This is a genomic window from Amycolatopsis nalaikhensis, from assembly GCF_030264295.1.
GTDB lineage: Bacteria > Actinomycetota > Actinomycetes > Mycobacteriales > Pseudonocardiaceae > Amycolatopsis > Amycolatopsis nalaikhensis.
The window spans coordinates 8,076,376-8,092,108 of record NZ_CP127173.1 but is presented as its reverse complement, the minus strand read 5'-3'; the positions used below and the strand labels follow the sequence as shown (position 1 = coordinate 8,092,108).

Here is a 15,733-nt window from a genome sequence, read left to right as displayed (position 1 = left end):
GGGTAGTGCAGCGGCTCACCGCCACTGGAGGGAGGACCGGTGTCGCCAGTACTCCTCGGGATTCTCCGCGAGACCCGCCAGCGCGGCCTCCTCCTCTGTGCTCAAGGAAAGCGTGGTGGCCCGCAGGTTCGCCGCCAGCTGGGCCGGGCTCGCCGGGCCGATGACGGCGCGGTCCACCCAGTCGCGCGCCAGCACAGCGGCCACCGCGACCGCGTCGGCGCCGGTCCCGTGCGCGGCCGCGACGTCGAGGACGGCCCGCGGCGCTTCGACCACGAGCCTGCCGTTGGCGAGGGTTTCCTTGACCAGCACCCGTTTCCCGGCCGCGTGCGCCGCTTCGAGCGCCCGGCCCACCGACGGTTCCAGGACGTTCCACGTCGACTGCACCGCGGAGAACACCGGCCGCCCGGCCACTTCCAGCGCGAACGCCCGCTCGATCGCGTCCGCCTGCCGCGGCCCGGACGTCGAGAACCCGACCGCGACCCCGTTCGCGGCCAGCTCCGCCAGCGCTTCGAGGAGCGGCTCGTCGGTGAACAGTGGACTGTCCACAGTGAGCGAATGCACCTGGTAGAGCGAGACCCGGTCCCCCAGCAGCGCCAGGGTTTCCGCCCACTGCGCGGCGAACCGCGCCGCCGAGTGCTCCTTCACCTCGTGGACTTCGGCGTCCATGCGCCAGTCCCCGACGTAGGCGTAGCCCCACTTGCTGGACACCTCGACGTCGGCGTGGCCGCGTTCGGCGAGCCAACCGGCGAGGAACTCCTCCGAGCGCCCGTAAGAGCGAGCGACGTCCACGTGCCGGACGCCCGCGGCGTAGGCGTCGTCGAGGACCTCGAACGTCGCCGCGCGCATCGACTCGACGTCCCGCACCGCGGGGAGCGCGTCGTCGCGGCCGAGGTTGATGTAGGCGGGACGGCCCAGCGCCGCCAGGCCGAGCGCGACGCGCTCCACGGGCGCCTTCACGCCGTCTGCTTGTGCCGGAGGATGGCCAGCCACTGGCCCGACGTCTGCGCCTGGCGGTGCAGCTTCTCCAGGCGCGCGGCGGGCGCGCGGACGTAACCCTTGCCGAAGACGGGCGCGATCTGGCGGAGGCTGGCCCCGCTCTCGCGCGCGGCGAGCAGCAGCCAGTCCGACGCGTCGGCGCAGGCCGCGGACGCGCGGCGCAGCTCGCCGAGCAGGTCGATCAGTTCCTGGGGCGCCACCTCCCCCGCCTCGACGGCGGCGGCCGTCGTCTCCAGCCAGGCCAGGACGTCGGCTTCGGTGATGGGCGCGCGGGGCCGGGAATCTTCGGTCACGCCGGTGAGTATAGGTCGTTATACGCGAAGGTCCGGGGAGCACACGCCGGGGCCGGTTATGCTGATCTCGAAGCCCATGACGACGCACACCGAACCCGAACCCGACGTCGAGCCGCTGCTCGACGTGTTCAAGGCGCTCGCGAACCCGGTGCGGCTGCAGGTGCTGCGGTGGCTGCGCGACCCGGTGCGGCACTTCCCGGTCGAACGGGCGATCGCCGATCCGGTCGAGGTCGGCGTGTGCGTGACGCACATCCAAGAGAAGACGGGGCTCGCGCAGTCGACCGTCTCGGCGTACATGGCCGAGTTGCAGCGCGCCGGCCTTGTCCGCGCGACGCGCGTCGGCAAGTGGACGCACTACAAGCGGGACGAAGCCCGGATCGCCGAGTTCGTCGCCGTCCTCGGCCGGACCCTCTAGCTCCCCTCCCCGCTTCGTCACCCCTGCTTGTCGTTCATATCGTAAATCTGCGATACTTCGATTTATGGATACGATCGACAAGACGCGGCTGGGCCGCTACGGGATCTGGACGTTCGACTTCGAGGACCAGCCCGCGAGCCTGATCCGCGATTCGGCGCAGGAGCTGGACGAACGGGGCTGGCCCGCGCTCTGGATCCCGGAAACCGAGAAGCGGGAAGCCTTGACCCACGCCGGGTTCCTGCTGTCGGCGACGGAACGGATCACGGTCCTCAACGGCATCGCGCAGATCTGGGCCCGCGAAGCCCGGTGGACGCGCGCCGCGGCCCTGCTGCTGGCGGACGCCTACCCCGGCCGTCACGTGCTGGGCCTCGGGTTCGGCGGCGGGAAGCCCGGCGCGAAGCCGCTCCAGGCGATGAACGACTACCTCGACGCGCTGGACGGCGCCCCGATCCCGCGCCTGCTGGCGGCTTACGGCCCGAAGATGCTGGAGCTGGCCCGCGACCGGTCGGCGGGCGCGCACACGTACCACGTGACACCGGAGCACACGGCGCAGGCGCGCGAGATCCTCGGCGACGGGCCGTTCCTCGGCGTCGAGCACGCGGTGCTGTTCGAGACGGACGCGACGAAGGCCCGCGAGATCGCCCGCGCACACCTGCACCGGTACCTCACGTCGAAGTACAACGTCGCGAAGTACCTGCGGCTCGGCTACACGGAGGCGGACATCGACGGCGGCCGCGGCAGCGACCGGCTCATCGACGACCTGGTGTTCTGGGGCGACCTCGACACGATCACGGGCAAGCTCGCGGCGCACGTCGACGCGGGCGCGGACCACGTGGGCGTCCAGGTCATCGGGGTCGAGCCGGGTACGTCGGCCATGCCGCACTGGCGACGGCTGGCCGACGCGCTGCTACCCGCGTAACCCGAACCGCGCGGTGCAGTGCCAGAGGCGCTTGAGCACCTGGGGGTCGTGCGTGCCGGCGCGGACGGCGTCGCCGATGACGCGGGCGTCGAGCCAGCCGTCTTCGGCGATGTCCCTCCCGGCCCGCACGACCTCTTCGCCGCGGAAGTCCGCGTGCTCGGCCAGCACCGCCACCGGCAGCCGGAACCCGTGGTGCCAGTACACCGGGAACGAGAACTCCCTGGCCACCGCCTCGATGTCGGTCCCCCGGTACGCCGGGTCCAGCACGAGCGCCTCGACGTTGCCCGCCAGCGGGAGCGGACCGTGGACGTGGGCCTCGATGTGGTCGTCCAGCTCGTCCAGGTCACCCGCCTCGGCGAGCGGCAGCAACGGCATGTGCGCCGGGGTACCGAAGTCGACGGGCTCGGTGCAGCTGTCCGGGTAGCAGAACGTCGTGCGCCGCAAGACCTCCCGCTTGAGCCGGAAGTGGCACGAGCCGAACCGGACCGACCCGCCCGCCGGACGGCGCCGGTAGTTCAGCGAGCCGTACTTCGGCCGCTCGGACGGCGGCAGCCGGTCGTAGACCCCACCGAACATGCGGCTCTCCCACCGCCAGCGGTCACCGCCGTCGTGCGCGGTCAGGCCGCCGTTGCTGGTGCCCGTCTCGAACTGCGAGCGGTAGACGCCGTCGGTGACGAGGTGGCGCAGCAGTGGCACGCCGCCCACGAGACGGTCCGGGTGGAAGTGCAGTGTGACACACAGGTCTTCAGGCAGCGGCGGTCCGGAAACCCGGCTCGCGACGTACCTGACGGCGTCCTGCCAGCGTGTTTCTCCGCTCCCCCAGCCCATGGGTTCCATTCTAGCCCCACCGTATAGGCCGTTATACGCAGGACAGCGTCCGAAAACCGCTGGCTTCGCGCGCGGCCGCCCGGCTTGACTGCGCCCATGCGACTGGCGGGTTTCGGGGTCACGGTGCGGTTCGCGCTGCTGGCGATCGTCTGGGGTGCGAGTTTCCTGTTCATCAAGGTGGGCCTGGGCGGGCTCTCCCCCGCCCAGGTCGCCTTGGCACGCGTCGCGCTGGGCGCGTTCGCCTTGGCCGCGGTGCTCGTGGTGCGGCGGCGGCCACTCCCCCGCGATCCCGTGCTCTGGGGCCATCTCGCGGTCGTCTCGATCCTGCTGTGCGTGGTGCCGTTCCTGCTGTTCTCGTGGGCGGAACAGTACATTTCGTCCGGTTTGGCGAGCATCTTCAACGCGACCACGCCGCTCATCACGATGCTGCTGGCGGCCGCAGCCCTGCCCGAAGAGCGGTTCACGCCACCCCGGGTGCTGGGGTTGCTGCTCGGATTCCTCGGCGTGCTCACGATCGTCGGGGTGTGGCACGGCGTCGACGTCTCGCACCAGCTGACCGCGCAGCTCGCGTGTCTCGGCGCCACCACGTGCTACGGCGCGTGTTTCGTCTACATGCGCCGGTTCGTCTCACCCCGTGGGACGGACCCGGTGGTCGTCGCGTTCGGGCAAACCGCGTCGGCGACGGTCATCCTGGGCGCGCTCGCCCCCGCCATCGCGGCCACGCCGGTGCAGCTGGACTTCGCGGTGGTGGCGAGCATGCTCGCGCTCGGGGTGCTGGGGACCGGCCTCGCGTACGTCTGGAACGTCCGCATCATCGCGGCCTGGGGCGCGGCCAACGCCTCGGCGGTGACCTACCTCACACCGGTCGTCGGGGTGCTGCTGGGCGTGCTCGTGCTCGGCGAACCGGTGAGCTGGAACCAGCCCGCGGGGGCCTTGCTCGTGGTGCTCGGCATCCTCGCCGCCCACGGAAAGTTGCGCGCCCGCCGCGCAACCCGGCGGGAAGCCGAACTGGTCGGCCGCTAGACACGCCGATGGGGCGGCTGCCGAAGCAACCGCCCCATCGAGGTTCGGACTTACAGGTACTGACCGGTGTTCGTGGCGGTGTCGATCGCCCGCCCCGAGTCCTGGTTCTTGCCGGTGACGAGCGTGCGGATGTAGACGATCCGCTCGCCCTTCTTGCCGGAGATCCGGGCCCAGTCGTCCGGGTTGGTGGTGTTGGGCAGGTCCTCGTTCTCCGCGAACTCGTCGACGATCGCGTCGAGCAGGTGCTGCACGCGGAGACCCGGCTGCTTGGTCTCCAGCACCGACTTGATCGCCGACTTCTTCGCCCGGTCCACGATGTTCTGGATCATCGCGCCCGAGTTGAAGTCGCGGAAGTACAGGACTTCCTTGTCCCCGTTGGCGTAGGTCACCTCGAGGAACCGGTTCTCGTCGCTCTCCTCGTACATCCGCTCGACGGTGTGCTGGATCATCGCGTCGAACGTCGCCTTGGCGTCGCCGCCGAACTCGGCGAGGTCGTCCGCGTGGATCGGCAGGCCTTCGGCCAGGTACTTGGAGAAGATGTCCTTCGCGCCTTCGGCGTCCGGACGCTCGATCTTGATCTTGACGTCGAGCCGGCCCGGCCGCAGGATCGCCGGGTCGATCATGTCCTCGCGGTTGGAGGCGCCGATGACGATGACGTTCTCCAGGCCTTCGACACCGTCGATCTCCGACAGCAGCTGCGGCACGATCGTGGTCTCGACGTCGGACGACACGCCCGACCCACGGGTCCGGAAGATCGAGTCCATCTCGTCGAAGAACACGATCACCGGGGTGCCCTCGGAGGCCTTCTCCCGCGCCCGCTGGAAGATCAGGCGGATGTGCCGCTCGGTCTCCCCGACGAACTTGTTGAGCAGCTCGGGGCCCTTGATGTTCAGGAAGTAGGACTTCCCGTCCGCCGCGTCGCCGCGGGCCTCGGCCACCTTCTTGGCCAGCGAGTTCGCCACGGCCTTGGCGATGAGCGTCTTGCCGCAGCCCGGCGGGCCGTAGAGCAGGACGCCCTTCGGCGGCCGCAGCTGGTACTCCTGGTACAGGTCGGCGTGCAGGAACGGCAGTTCCACCGCGTCCCGGATCTGCTCGATCTGCCGGGTGAGGCCACCGATGTCCTCGTAGCGGACGTCCGGCACCTCCTCCAGCACCAGGTCCTCGACCTCCGCCTTCGGCACGCGCTCGTACGCGTAACCGGCCTTGGAGTCGACCAGGAGCGAGTCGCCCGGCTTGAGCGGCTGCTCCGCCAGCAGATCGGAGAGCAGGACCACCCGCTCCTCGTCCGCGTGCCCGACCACCAGCGCGCGAAGGCTGCCGCCCTCGACGTCGGCGGCGAGCACCTCGCGCAACGCGCACACCTCGCCGGTGCGTTCGAAGCCGCCCGCCTCGACCACGGTGAGCGCCTCGTTGAGCCGCAGCGCCTGGCCGCGCCGCAGCGAAGACAGCTCGACCGCGGGCGAAACGGACACCCGCATCTTGCGCCCGGCGGTGTAGACGTCCACCGTGTTGTCCTCGTACGCCTCGACGAAGACGCCGTACCCGGACGGTGGCTGGGCCAGCCGGTCGACCTCCTCACGGAGAGCGAGGAGCTGTCCTCGCGCCTCACGCAGGGTTTCGACCAGTTTGGTGTTCCGCTCGGTGAGCTGGCTCACCCTTTCCGAGGCCTCGGCGAGCCGCTGTTCGAGAACTCGGTTCTGCCGTGGCGAGTCGGTCAGTTTGCGGCGCAGCAGCGCCACTTCCTCCTCGAGAAAACGGATCTGCCGAGCCTGCTCGTCCGCCGTCGTCCCAGCTCCGGATGTTGCTGAAGGGTCGGCCTCCTCGCGCCGACCTCCGGGAAGGTCATGATGCATCGGGCACCTCCTCGGAGTGCTTTTCATTCCACGGTACCGGCGATCACCGACAAGAAAAGGCCTTTCCGGATCACAAGATCGGCGCGTCGCGGTTTCCCCGCCCCGTCCAGCACGGACATTCCCGCAGCGCAAGCGGCCATTTCGGTGCCGTGACCCGGGTGTGTCGCGGGGCCGGCCGAGCCGGGACGAAGCAAGCACGTCGGAAGTACCCCGCCGCCGAGAGCGCCAACCCTGGACGACTCGGGCACTTCCGGCGAGTTCCGCCCTAACCGCGCGGGCGACACGCCCGGTGGCTAGCATCGGGCCGACATCGGCACCGTCTGCCGAGTCTCACGCGAAGGACGCTAGGGGGCACCACTCATGACCTATCCGCCGCAGCAGCCGGGCGGCTACGGCCAGCAGCCCGGTGGCTACGGGCAGCAGCCCGGGCCGTACGGCCAGCCCCAGCCGGGCGGCTACCCCCAGAGCGGCCCCCAGCCCCAGCCGGGCTACGGCGGCACCCAGCAGTTCGGGCAGCCCGGTCCGTACGACCAGCCCGGCCAGGGCGGTTACCCCCCGCAGACGGGCCCTCAGCCCCAGCAGGGCCACCCCCAGTACGGCCAGCAGGACCCGCAGGGCTACCCGCAGTACGGGCAGCAGGACCAGTGGGGCCAGCAGCCGCAGCAGGGCTTCGGCGGTTACGACCCGTACGGGGGCGGCGGCTTCGGCGACGCGCCCCCGCCCAAGAAGAAGAAAACCGGCCTCATCGTCGGCATCGCGGTCGGCGCGGTGGTGCTCGTGGGCGGTGGCGTGACCGCCGTCGTCCTCGCCACCAGCGGCGATGACGGCACCACCGCGGCGCCGCCCGCCAGCAGCAGCTCGGCCGCGCCGACGTCCGCGCCCAAGACGTCGACGCCGAAGAGTAAGACCACCTCGCCGACCAGCCCGTCGACGAAGAGCTCCAAGCCCGCGGGCGGCCCCGCCCCGGCCGGCAAGCCGAGCTCGCAGGAGCTGTTCGACACGACGATCGCCGCCTACAACGCCAGCGACGAGAAGGCGCTCGCCGACACCATCTGCCGCAGCGTCTTCGAGGGCACCACGGGTGACATCCCGAAGGTGACGGTCAAGCTGACCGGCACGCCGACCGACACCGGCGACAAGTCCACGGTGCGCTACTCGGCCACCGACGGCAGCAAGACCAAGGTCGGCACGATGTCGGCCCAGAAGGAGTCCGGCCTGTGGTGCCTGTCCAACGTGAAGGCGGACGGCTCGTGAGCCGCCGCGGGCGGTGAACCGCGCGCTCGCCGCCGGGCTGGTCCTGCTCGGCGTGGCCGGCGCGGGTGTGGTGCTGGGACTGCTGCTCGTCGCGCCGTCCGGTGCCCCGCCCGCGCCGTCGAGCACGCCACCGCCCGCGACCCGCGCGTCGACGTCCACCCCGCCGGACGCGGTGGACGCGGCGGCGGTGACGGTGCTGGCCAAGGCGATCGTCGACGCGATCGCCCGGCACGACTCGGCGGCGTTCGGCAAGCTGACGTGCCGCCCGCAGAGCGCCGAGGCCTTGGCCGCGCTTCAGCGCACCTGGGACGCGGCGGGCCCGGTCAGCGCGACGCTGGCCGAACCGCCGGACCTGCGCGGCGAGTCGGCGACGGCGAAAGTGCACGTCGAAGCCGCGGGCGGGACGAAGGACACGCCCTTCCCGCTGCACAAGGAGAACGGCCGCTGGTGCGTGCCGGGCTGAGTCAGCCCTTGCCCTTGCTCGGCCGCCGCGACACGCGCGGGGACACCGTGCCGTCCGCCAGCCGCCGCGCCGTGAGCAGGAACGCCGTGTGCGCGACCATCCGGTGGTCCGGGCGCACCGCCAGGCCGACGACGTGCCACGGCCGCATCAGCGTTTCCCACGATTCGGGCTCGGTCCAGCACTGCTGCTCGCGCAGGGATTCCGTGACGCGGGACAGCTGCGTGACGGTCGCGACGTAGACGGTCAGCACACCGCCCGGCACGAGGTGCGCGGCCACGTTCGGCAGCTGGTCCCACGGGGCGAGCATGTCCAGCACGACCCGGTCGACCTCGCCCTCGTGCGAAGCCAGGTCCGCGACGGTGAGCGACCAGTTCGCCGGCTTCTCGCCGAAGAACTTCTCGACGTTGCGCTCGGCGTGTTCGGCGTGGTCTTCGCGGATCTCGTAGGAGTGCACGTGCCCGGCCGGGCCGACCGCGCGCAGCAGCGAGCACGTCAGCGCGCCGGAACCGGCGCCGGCTTCGAGGACGCGCGCGCCCGGGAAGATGTCGCCCCACATGACGATCTGCGCGGCGTCCTTCGGGTAGATCACCTGCGCGCCGCGGGGCATCGAAAGCACGTAGTCCGGCAGGAGCGGGCGCAGCGCGAGGTAGGTCGAACCGCCCGCGGACGTGACGACCGAGCCTTCGGGCCTGCCGATGAGGTCGTCGTGGGCGAGCGCGCCGCGGTGGGTGTGGTACTCACCGCCGTCGGCCAGCGTCAGGGTGTAGTGCCGCCCCTTCGAGTCGGTCAACTGCACCCGATCACCCGCGCGAAACGGTCCGCTGACCGACAACACTTCCTCCTGTACCCCGAATGGCCGACGACAGATCTTCGCAGGCCGGTCGCGCCCCGGGCTCAGCGGGTACGGCGGTTCAGCGCGGCGCGCAGGTCGTCGCGGCGCAGCACGCCGGCGGGGCGGCCTTCGTCGTCGACGACGAGGAACTGCCACGCGGCGGTCTCGCGCACCCGCTCGACGACGTCCTCCCCCGGTTCCGAGGCGAGCAGGACGGTCTCGGCGCGGATCGGCTCGGCCGCGAGTTCCGCCGGGGCGTGCGGCGACGAGCCAGCGAGCCGCTCGGCGGCGCCGGTGTCGAGCAGCCCGGCGGCGACCCCGTCGGCGCGGACGAGCACCACGCCGCGGCCCGCCGACGCGGCCAGCGCGTCGGACACCGGGCTCTCGGCGGGCAACTGCAGGACCGGCCGGACGAGCTCGCCGAGCACGAGGCCTTCCGGCCAGGTACGCCGGGCTTCCGCGGCCAGTTCCGAGCGGGCACCGAGGATGACGAACCAGGCGGTGACGACGCAGACGCCGAGCCGCAGCCAGCGGTCCGGGCTCGCGGTCGCCAGCCCCCACAGGGCCCACACGAGCAGCCCGGCGGCGACGACGGCACCCCCGGCGACGGCGGCCCGCGTGCCCTTCGCCCGGATGCCGGTGGCCGCCCACACTCCGGCGCGGACCAACCGCCCGCCGTCGAGGGGCAGCCCGGGCAGGAGGTTGAAGACGCCGACGGCGAGGTTCGCGACGGCACACTCGGCGACGAGCAGCCAGACGGCCCCGTCCGGTGGAACGGCGAACATCAGCAGGCCGCAGAAGCCGCCCAGCAGGAGCGAAACGGCGGGCCCGGCCGCGGCGACGAGCCCTTCCTGGCCGGGGCGCTTGGGGGTGCGGGCCACTTCGGACAGGCCGCCGAGCAGGAACAACCGCAGCCGCCGCACGGGAATCCCCAGCCGCAGCGCGGCCAGGCAGTGCCCGAGTTCGTGTGCGAGGACGGAGAGGCCCAGGAGGAGCGCGAAGGCACCGGCGAGCAGCCACGAGGTGAGCGCGGAGGCATCGGGCAGCAGCCGCCCGACGAGCGGCGCGTAGAGCACGACGACGATCAGCGAGCCGATCCACCAGGAGGGCGCCAGCAGGACGGGCACCCCGGCGACGCGGAACAGCAGGAGCCCACCGTCGGAGACGACGGCTTGCCGGGTGCCCCCGGTGCCCTGTTCACTGGTCGCGGCCATGCCCGAGAGCCTAGAGCCCCGGGTGTGGGGACCGGGTGATCCGGTCCGGGTGGTGTCGCGGCGGGAAGGTGGAGGCAGTCGGCCGAGCCACCCGGCGGCTTGCGGCTGCGGCGGCTCAGCGGCAGCCCGGCGGCCGAGCTGCGGCGGCATGGCGGAGCCACCCCGTGCCAGCCCGGCGGCCTGGTGGCGGCGGATCGGCAGCGGCTCGGCTGGTGTCATGAATGACTCATTCAGGACCTCCCAAGACCTGAATGAGATGCTCCTATGGATGTCAAGTGGCGGGTTCGGGGTCGCGTGTGGTGATGATCTGGTAGAGTTCGCGCGCGACGTAGCGTTTGAGGCAGCGGATGATCTCTTTTTTGGTTAAGCCTTGAGCGGTGCGTCGTTCGACATAGGCGCGGGTGCGGTCATCCCAGCGCAGGCGGGTGAGGACGACACGGTAGAGGGCGGCGTTGGCTTGCCGGTCGCCGCCGCGGTTGAGGCGGTGGCGGGTGGTTTTGCCGGATGAGGCCGGGATTGGGGCGACGCCGCAGAGCATGGCGAACGCGGCTTCGGATGTGAGCCGGTCGTGGTTTTCCCCGGCGGTGACCAGGAGCTGGCCGGCGACGTCGGTGCCGACGCCGGGGACGGCGAGCAGGCGTGGGCTGATGGTGGCCGCCAAGGGTGCCAGAAGCTGGTCGAGATCGGTGATTTCGGTGGTGAGCTGCTGGTGGCGGCGGGCCAGGGAGCGCAGGGCGAGCCGGGTGGCGGTGGCCGGGGATGCGGTGTCGGTGCGGTCGGGGCGCCATCCTGCGCAGGTGGTGATCAGTGCCGGGAGCTTCAGGTGGCGGAGGTGCTCGCGTAGCGGGTCGGGTGCGGTGACGATCAGGGCCCTGATCTGGCGCTGGGTGTCGGCGCGCTGCTCGACGGCGCTGCGGCGGGCGACCCGCAGGGTGCGCAGTGCCTCGATGCGGCCGTCTCGTTGCTTGGGGGTCGCGGTGCGTTCTGCGGCCAGGGCTGTCTTGGCGGCGGCGATCGCGTCGATCGGGTCGGACTTGCCCTGGAACCGGCGGGTTTTGCGGTGGGGGCGGTCGACCTCGATGATCTCGACCTGTTTGCGGTGCAGCTGCCGGGCCAGTCCGGCTCCGTAGGCTCCGGTGCCTTCGACCCCGACCCGTGTTAGTCGTCCGAACGTGTGCATCCAGTCCAGCAGGGCGGCGTACCCGGCCGGGTCGGCGGGGAACTGCCGGGTCCCCAGGACCCGTCCGATCGGGTCGATCACGGCTGCGGTGTGGGTGTCGAGGTGGGTGTCGACGCCACCGGTGACCTCGGGCGGTTGCCGGGGGTGGGGTGCGATAGTGGGCATTGTCGTCCTGTCGTTGCTGACCGTGGGCAGGGCGGCACGCACCAGCCGGGCAACGCGGGACAAGACAGAGATGGGGCCTCTGGCCAGGCTCCTATGAAGTCACCAACGCCCGTCCGGTGAGTGCGCGAGCACCTCCCGGCCGGGGGCGACAGATCTCGGTAAAGACCCGGAGTCAGTCATTCAAAGGGTCAGGCCCCGGCGGGAGGTGCTCACCCACATCCTCTCTGTCATTCAAGACGCGGCAGCGCGGCGAACGGCGGCCCGAGGTCGACGGAACCCGGCGCCGGGCGTTGCGGTCGCCGGAACTGTCGGACCCCGGCGTTACGCTCTGCCCATGCCCGACGCCGACACCGTCACCACGGATCTCGAAGCACCCTCCGCCGTCGCCACCGAGGTGCGGCGGCGGCCCGCGTTGTCGCCGTCACGGGCCAGTGACTTCAAACAGTGCCCGCTGCTCTACCGGTTCCGCGCCGTCGACCGGCTGCCCGAAGTCCCGACCAAAGCCCAGCTGCGGGGCACCCTCGTGCACTCCGTCCTCGAGCGCCTCTTCGCCCTGCCCGCCGCCGAACGCGTCCCCGAGCAGGCACGGGAACTCCTCGGTCCCGCCTGGACAGACCTGTCCGCGGACCGTCCGGAGTGGACCGAGCTCTTCGACGGCGAAAAGCCGGACGACCACGCGGAATGGCTGCGCTCGGCCGAAAAACTCCTCGACGCCTACTTCGACCTCGAAGACCCGCGGCGGCTGGAACCCGAAGCCTGCGAGCTGCACGTCGAGATCGAGCTCGGCTCCGGTGTGCTGCTGCGCGGCTACATCGACCGGCTCGACGTCGCGCCGACCGGGGAAATCCGGGTCGTCGACTACAAGACCGGGGCCGCGCCGCGCGAGATCGGCGAGGCCAAGGCCATGTTCCAGATGAAGTTCTACGCCGTCGTCCTGTGGCGGCTGCGCGGGGTCGTGCCGCGGCAGCTGAAGCTCATGTACCTCACCGATGGCCAGTCCCTCGCCTACACCCCCGACGAAGCCGAGCTGCTGCGCTTCGAGCGCACCCTCGAAGCCATCTGGCAGGCCATCCTCAAGGCGGGCAAGACCGGCGACTTCCGGGCGAACAAGAGCAAGCTCTGCAACTGGTGCGACCACCAGGCGCACTGCCCCGAGTACGGCGGCACGCCACCCGAATACCCCGGCTGGCCGGAGCCCGACGCGGGCGACGAAACGCCGCTGGACCGGGCCGACTGATGGCCGACGCCTTCTACGTCCCGCTCGGCGAAGACCGCTTCTCCGCGACCGGCCACACGGCCGGGCCGTGGTCGTCCGACTCGCAGCACTTCGGCCCGCCGTCGGCCTTGCTCGTGCGCGCACTCGAAAACGTCGAACCCGCGCATCCCGCGGAACTGGCCAGGGTGACCGTCGAGATCCTCGGCCCGGCCCCGGTCGCCGAGCTGACCGTGCGCGCCCGCGTCGAACGGCCCGGCCGCTCGGTCGAGCTGCTGCAAGCCGAACTGGCGAGCGCCGAGCGCGTCGTCGCCCGCGCCTCCGCGTGGCGCATCGCGACCTCCGACACCGCCGAAGTCAGCACCGACGCCGGTCCGCTGCTGCCCGCCCCGGACACCGTCACCGAGTCGCCGTGGCCGGAAGGCTGGCAGAGCGGCTACCTCGACGCGATGGAGTGGCGGGCGGTCCGCGGCGGCATGGACGTGCCCGGACCGGCCGCCGTGTGGGCCCGGCAGCGCGTCCCGCTCGTCGACGGCGAAGAGCCGAGCGGCCTGCAGCGGCTGTTCACCGTCGCCGACTCCGGCAACGGCGTGTCGAACTTCCTCGAGCCGCGGAAGTGGTGGTTCATCAACTCCGAGCTGACCGTGCACCTGCGGCGGCCGCCGTCCGGCGAGTGGATCGGCCTCGACGCCGTCACGCTCGTCGGCAAGAACGGCATCGGCACGGCTACCAGCATCCTGCACGACGCCGACGGCCCGGTGGCCACCGGCGCGCAGGCACTCCTGGTGCGACCGCGACAGGCCGGGGGCGGATAGCCACCCACAACGGGCCCGCATCCAATAACCTTCGCGGAACGACCGACTTGAGGAGCGCTCCGGCATGCAGATCACCTCGGTGGTCAACCAGAAAGGCGGGGTCGGCAAGACCTCACTGAGCGTCGGCACCGCGGCCGCACTGGCCGAGCGGGGCCGGCGGGTGCTGCTCGTCGACCTCGATCCGCAGGGCCACGCGACGACCGAGATGCTCGGCCTGTCCGAGGTGCCCCCGGACCAGCCGAGCCTGGCGAAGGCACTGGCCAAGACGTGGAAGGGTTCGATCGACGAGCTCGTCGTCCCGCACCCGCGCAGCAACCTCGGCAAGGGCGGCGCGCTCGATGTCGTGCCGACGTCGCCGGGGATGTTCGACCTGATCCGGCGGCTCGACTCGTTCCGCGTGCCCGGCTGGCAGCTCGCGCGCGTCATCCAGTTCGCGAACTACGACCACTGCATCATCGACTGCCCGCCCGCGCTGGACGTCCTGACGAACAACGCGCTCGCGGCGTCGCACGGCATCCTGGTGCCGGTCCAGCCGGACAAGACGAGCATCCGCGCGCTGCGGCTGCTGGCCGACCAGGTGCGCTACGTCGAGCAGACCGTCGGCAGGCAGCCGCTGTCGTGGTTCGGCCTGGTGCCGAGCCTCTACCGGCGGCCGATTTCGCACTACGCGGCCGCGGCGCTGCAGGAGATGTACGAGTTCGGCATCCCGATGCTGTCGCACCTGCCGCTCGGCGTCGTGATGAACGAGGCGGCAGCGAACGGCGTCCCGGTGACGACGTACGCGCCGGAAACCCTGCAGGCGCTGTCGTTCCGCGAGATCGCGGCGACGCTGGACGGCTACCTGGCGCAGAACTCGGCGCCCGCGGTGGTGCCCGCCGACGAGGAGTTCGTCTTCGAGGACTTCATCTCCGAGGTCGCGGTGGCCCGCAACGTCAACGACAACGGCGCCCGCAAAGGTCTGTACGACCTGCTCCCGAAGAAACCCAACCGCCCGCGCTGACGCTGTCGTGAGTGTTTAGGGCGGTTAGAACCGCCCTAAACACTCACGACAGCGGTACGTCAGAGGCGGCAGGAGCGGATGTCCGACGCCAGGATCGCCTTCGCGCCCACCTCGGCCAGCTCGTCCATGATGAGGTTGACCTCCTTGCGCGGCACCATCGCACGCACCGCCACCCAGTCCTCGTGGGCGAGCGGGGCCACCGTCGGCGACTCGAGGCCCGGCGTGATCGCGATCGCGCGCTCGACCAGCGACCGCGGGCAGTCGTAGTCCAGCATCATGTACTGCTGCGCGAACACCACGCCGCGCAGGCGGGCGGCCAGCTGCGACTTCGCCTTGCTCTCCGGCGTCCCGCGACGCTGCAGCAGCACGGCTTCCGACACGCAGATCGGGTCGCCGAACGCGACGAGGTTGTTCTGGCGCAGGGACCGGCCGGACTCGACGACGTCCGCGATCGCGTCCGCCACGCCAAGCTGGATCGAGATCTCGACCGCGCCGTCGAGGCGGATCACCTCGGCCTCGACGCCGTGGCGGGCGAGGTCGTCGCGGACCAGCCGCGGGTACGACGTCGCCAGGCGCTTGCCCTGCAGGTCCGCCGGCTTCCAGTCGCGGCCCGCCGGGGCGGCGTAGCGGAACGTCGAGCCGCCGAAGCCGAGCGCCTGGATCTCCTCGACCGGGGCGCCGGAGTCGAGCGCGAGGTCGCGGCCGGTGATGCCGAGGTCGAGCTCGCCGGAGCCGACGTAGATCGCGATGTCCTTGGGCCGCAGGAAGAAGAACTCGACCTCGTTCACCGGGTCGAGCACGGTCAGGTCGCGCTGCTCATGCCGCTTGCGGTAGCCCGCCTCGCCGAGCATCTCCGTCGCCGCGGCGGCGAGGGCTCCCTTGTTCGGCACGGCAACACGCAGCATTTCGCTCTTCTCCTCGTTCCTCGCCCGATCCAGCACCGAGCGACCCGTCACAGGTAGCGGTAAACGTCCTCGGTCGACAGGCCGCGGCCGAGCATCAGCACCTGCACCCGGTACAGCAGCTGGGAGATCTCCTCGGCGAGGCGCTCGTCGGACTCGTGCTCGGCGGCGATCCACACCTCGCCGGCTTCCTCGAGCACCTTCTTGCCCTGGGCGTGCACCCCGGCGTCGAGGGCGACGACGGTGCCGGACCCGTCGGGACGGGTACGCGCGCGCTCGGCAAGCTCCGCGAACAGCTCATCGAAGGTCTTCACGGTCTGCAGATCCTTCCATCCCGGACCCGCGCGCGCCCCTCCGGGATGGCCCGG

The 15,733-nt window shown here is 71.3% G+C and carries 17 protein-coding genes; 8 read left to right on the top strand and 9 right to left on the bottom strand.

Going from position 1 to position 15,733, the window contains the following annotated elements:
- Positions 1-15: 15 nt before the first annotated feature.
- Both QP939_RS39440 and QP939_RS39435 read right to left on the bottom strand, forming a co-directional pair.
- The gene (locus tag QP939_RS39440; protein WP_285451610.1) at positions 16-957 is read right to left on the bottom strand and encodes an aldo/keto reductase; all 942 of its coding nucleotides are present in this window, start codon (positions 955-957) and stop codon (positions 16-18) included.
- On the bottom strand, positions 954-1,289 hold the full coding sequence (locus QP939_RS39435) for a hypothetical protein (RefSeq protein WP_285451609.1): 336 nt from the start codon (positions 1,287-1,289) through the stop codon (positions 954-956). Before QP939_RS39435 ends, QP939_RS39440 begins: the two co-directional genes overlap by 4 nt.
- 76 nt (positions 1,290-1,365) lie before the next feature.
- On the opposite strand from QP939_RS39435, the gene QP939_RS39430 reads away from it, so the two are divergent.
- Together QP939_RS39430 and QP939_RS39425 are read left to right on the top strand one after the other, a co-directional pair.
- Entirely contained in the window at positions 1,366-1,704 is a 339-nt protein-coding gene (locus QP939_RS39430) for an ArsR/SmtB family transcription factor (RefSeq protein WP_285451608.1), read from the top strand.
- Between the two features lie 64 nt (positions 1,705-1,768).
- Positions 1,769-2,623: a TIGR03620 family F420-dependent LLM class oxidoreductase gene (locus QP939_RS39425; protein ID WP_285451607.1), complete on the top strand. Its 855-nt coding sequence runs from the start codon at positions 1,769-1,771 to the stop codon at positions 2,621-2,623.
- On the opposite strand, the gene QP939_RS39420 is transcribed toward QP939_RS39425, so the two are convergent.
- Entirely contained in the window at positions 2,612-3,451 is an 840-nt protein-coding gene (locus tag QP939_RS39420) for a DUF3626 domain-containing protein (protein WP_285451606.1), read from the bottom strand. The two genes, QP939_RS39425 and QP939_RS39420, sit on opposite strands and share 12 nt — an antisense overlap.
- A 96-nt stretch (positions 3,452-3,547) precedes the next feature.
- Between QP939_RS39420 and QP939_RS39415 the strand changes: the two genes are divergently transcribed.
- Entirely contained in the window at positions 3,548-4,474 is a 927-nt protein-coding gene (locus QP939_RS39415; protein WP_285451604.1) for a DMT family transporter, read from the top strand.
- Between the two features lie 50 nt (positions 4,475-4,524).
- Here QP939_RS39415 and arc read toward each other — a convergent pair whose 3' ends face one another.
- The gene (gene arc, locus QP939_RS39410; protein ID WP_285451603.1) at positions 4,525-6,327 is read right to left on the bottom strand and encodes a proteasome ATPase; all 1,803 of its coding nucleotides are present in this window, start codon (positions 6,325-6,327) and stop codon (positions 4,525-4,527) included.
- Positions 6,328-6,687: 360 nt separating this feature from the next.
- On the opposite strand from arc, the gene QP939_RS39405 reads away from it, so the two are divergent.
- Complete coding sequence (locus QP939_RS39405) at positions 6,688-7,581, top strand: hypothetical protein (RefSeq protein WP_285451602.1); 894 nt, start codon at positions 6,688-6,690, stop codon at positions 7,579-7,581.
- 13 nt (positions 7,582-7,594) lie between these two features.
- Positions 7,595-8,044: a hypothetical protein gene (locus tag QP939_RS39400; RefSeq protein WP_285451601.1), complete on the top strand. Its 450-nt coding sequence runs from the start codon at positions 7,595-7,597 to the stop codon at positions 8,042-8,044.
- Position 8,045: 1 nt separating this feature from the next.
- Here the strand turns inward: QP939_RS39400 and QP939_RS39395 are convergent, their stop codons facing one another.
- The 3 genes from QP939_RS39395 to QP939_RS39385 form a co-directional block, all read right to left on the bottom strand.
- A complete protein-coding gene (locus tag QP939_RS39395; RefSeq protein ID WP_285451600.1) occupies positions 8,046-8,876 on the bottom strand; it encodes a tRNA (adenine-N1)-methyltransferase in 831 nt (276 codons plus the stop codon).
- A 62-nt stretch (positions 8,877-8,938) separates the two neighbouring features.
- Complete coding sequence (locus QP939_RS39390; protein ID WP_285451599.1) at positions 8,939-10,090, bottom strand: site-2 protease family protein; 1,152 nt, start codon at positions 10,088-10,090, stop codon at positions 8,939-8,941.
- A gap of 271 nt (positions 10,091-10,361) precedes the next feature.
- On the bottom strand, positions 10,362-11,435 hold the full coding sequence (locus QP939_RS39385; protein ID WP_285459952.1) for an IS110 family RNA-guided transposase: 1,074 nt from the start codon (positions 11,433-11,435) through the stop codon (positions 10,362-10,364).
- Positions 11,436-11,769: 334 nt separating this feature from the next.
- Here QP939_RS39385 and QP939_RS39380 point away from each other — a divergent pair, with 334 nt between their 5' ends.
- The 3 genes from QP939_RS39380 to QP939_RS39370 all read left to right on the top strand — a co-directional run bounded on the left by QP939_RS39380 (position 11,770) and on the right by QP939_RS39370 (position 14,463).
- Entirely contained in the window at positions 11,770-12,672 is a 903-nt protein-coding gene (locus QP939_RS39380; RefSeq protein ID WP_285451598.1) for a RecB family exonuclease, read from the top strand.
- Positions 12,672-13,463, top strand: a complete 792-nt coding sequence (locus QP939_RS39375) for a thioesterase family protein (RefSeq protein WP_285451597.1) — start codon at positions 12,672-12,674, stop codon at positions 13,461-13,463. The genes QP939_RS39380 and QP939_RS39375 overlap by 1 nt, the downstream gene beginning before the upstream one ends.
- Positions 13,464-13,527: 64 nt before the next feature.
- Positions 13,528-14,463: a ParA family protein gene (locus QP939_RS39370; RefSeq protein ID WP_285451596.1), complete on the top strand. Its 936-nt coding sequence runs from the start codon at positions 13,528-13,530 to the stop codon at positions 14,461-14,463.
- 59 nt (positions 14,464-14,522) lie between these two features.
- On the opposite strand, the gene hisG is transcribed toward QP939_RS39370, so the two are convergent.
- Together hisG and QP939_RS39360 are read right to left on the bottom strand one after the other, a co-directional pair.
- Complete coding sequence (gene hisG, locus QP939_RS39365) at positions 14,523-15,368, bottom strand: ATP phosphoribosyltransferase (protein WP_285451595.1); 846 nt, start codon at positions 15,366-15,368, stop codon at positions 14,523-14,525.
- A gap of 47 nt (positions 15,369-15,415) precedes the next feature.
- Positions 15,416-15,679, bottom strand: a complete 264-nt coding sequence (locus tag QP939_RS39360) for a phosphoribosyl-ATP diphosphatase (protein ID WP_013226745.1) — start codon at positions 15,677-15,679, stop codon at positions 15,416-15,418.
- Positions 15,680-15,733 lie beyond the last annotated feature (54 nt).

Coding starts and splice junctions, on each gene's coding strand:
- QP939_RS39370 (WP_285451596.1), top strand. CDS start 13,528: ATGCAGATCACCTCGGTGGTCAACCAGAAAGGCGGGGTCGGCAAGACC.
- QP939_RS39375 (WP_285451597.1), top strand. CDS start 12,672: ATGGCCGACGCCTTCTACGTCCCGCTCGGCGAAGACCGCTTCTCCGCG.
- QP939_RS39420 (WP_285451606.1), bottom strand. CDS start 3,451: ATGGGCTGGGGGAGCGGAGAAACACGCTGGCAGGACGCCGTCAGGTAC.
- arc (WP_285451603.1), bottom strand. CDS start 6,327: ATGCATCATGACCTTCCCGGAGGTCGGCGCGAGGAGGCCGACCCTTCA.
- hisG (WP_285451595.1), bottom strand. CDS start 15,368: ATGCTGCGTGTTGCCGTGCCGAACAAGGGAGCCCTCGCCGCCGCGGCG.
- QP939_RS39380 (WP_285451598.1), top strand. CDS start 11,770: ATGCCCGACGCCGACACCGTCACCACGGATCTCGAAGCACCCTCCGCC.
- QP939_RS39430 (WP_285451608.1), top strand. CDS start 1,366: ATGACGACGCACACCGAACCCGAACCCGACGTCGAGCCGCTGCTCGAC.
- QP939_RS39425 (WP_285451607.1), top strand. CDS start 1,769: ATGGATACGATCGACAAGACGCGGCTGGGCCGCTACGGGATCTGGACG.
- QP939_RS39415 (WP_285451604.1), top strand. CDS start 3,548: ATGCGACTGGCGGGTTTCGGGGTCACGGTGCGGTTCGCGCTGCTGGCG.
- QP939_RS39390 (WP_285451599.1), bottom strand. CDS start 10,090: ATGGCCGCGACCAGTGAACAGGGCACCGGGGGCACCCGGCAAGCCGTC.
- QP939_RS39405 (WP_285451602.1), top strand. CDS start 6,688: ATGACCTATCCGCCGCAGCAGCCGGGCGGCTACGGCCAGCAGCCCGGT.
- QP939_RS39385 (WP_285459952.1), bottom strand. CDS start 11,435: ATGCCCACTATCGCACCCCACCCCCGGCAACCGCCCGAGGTCACCGGT.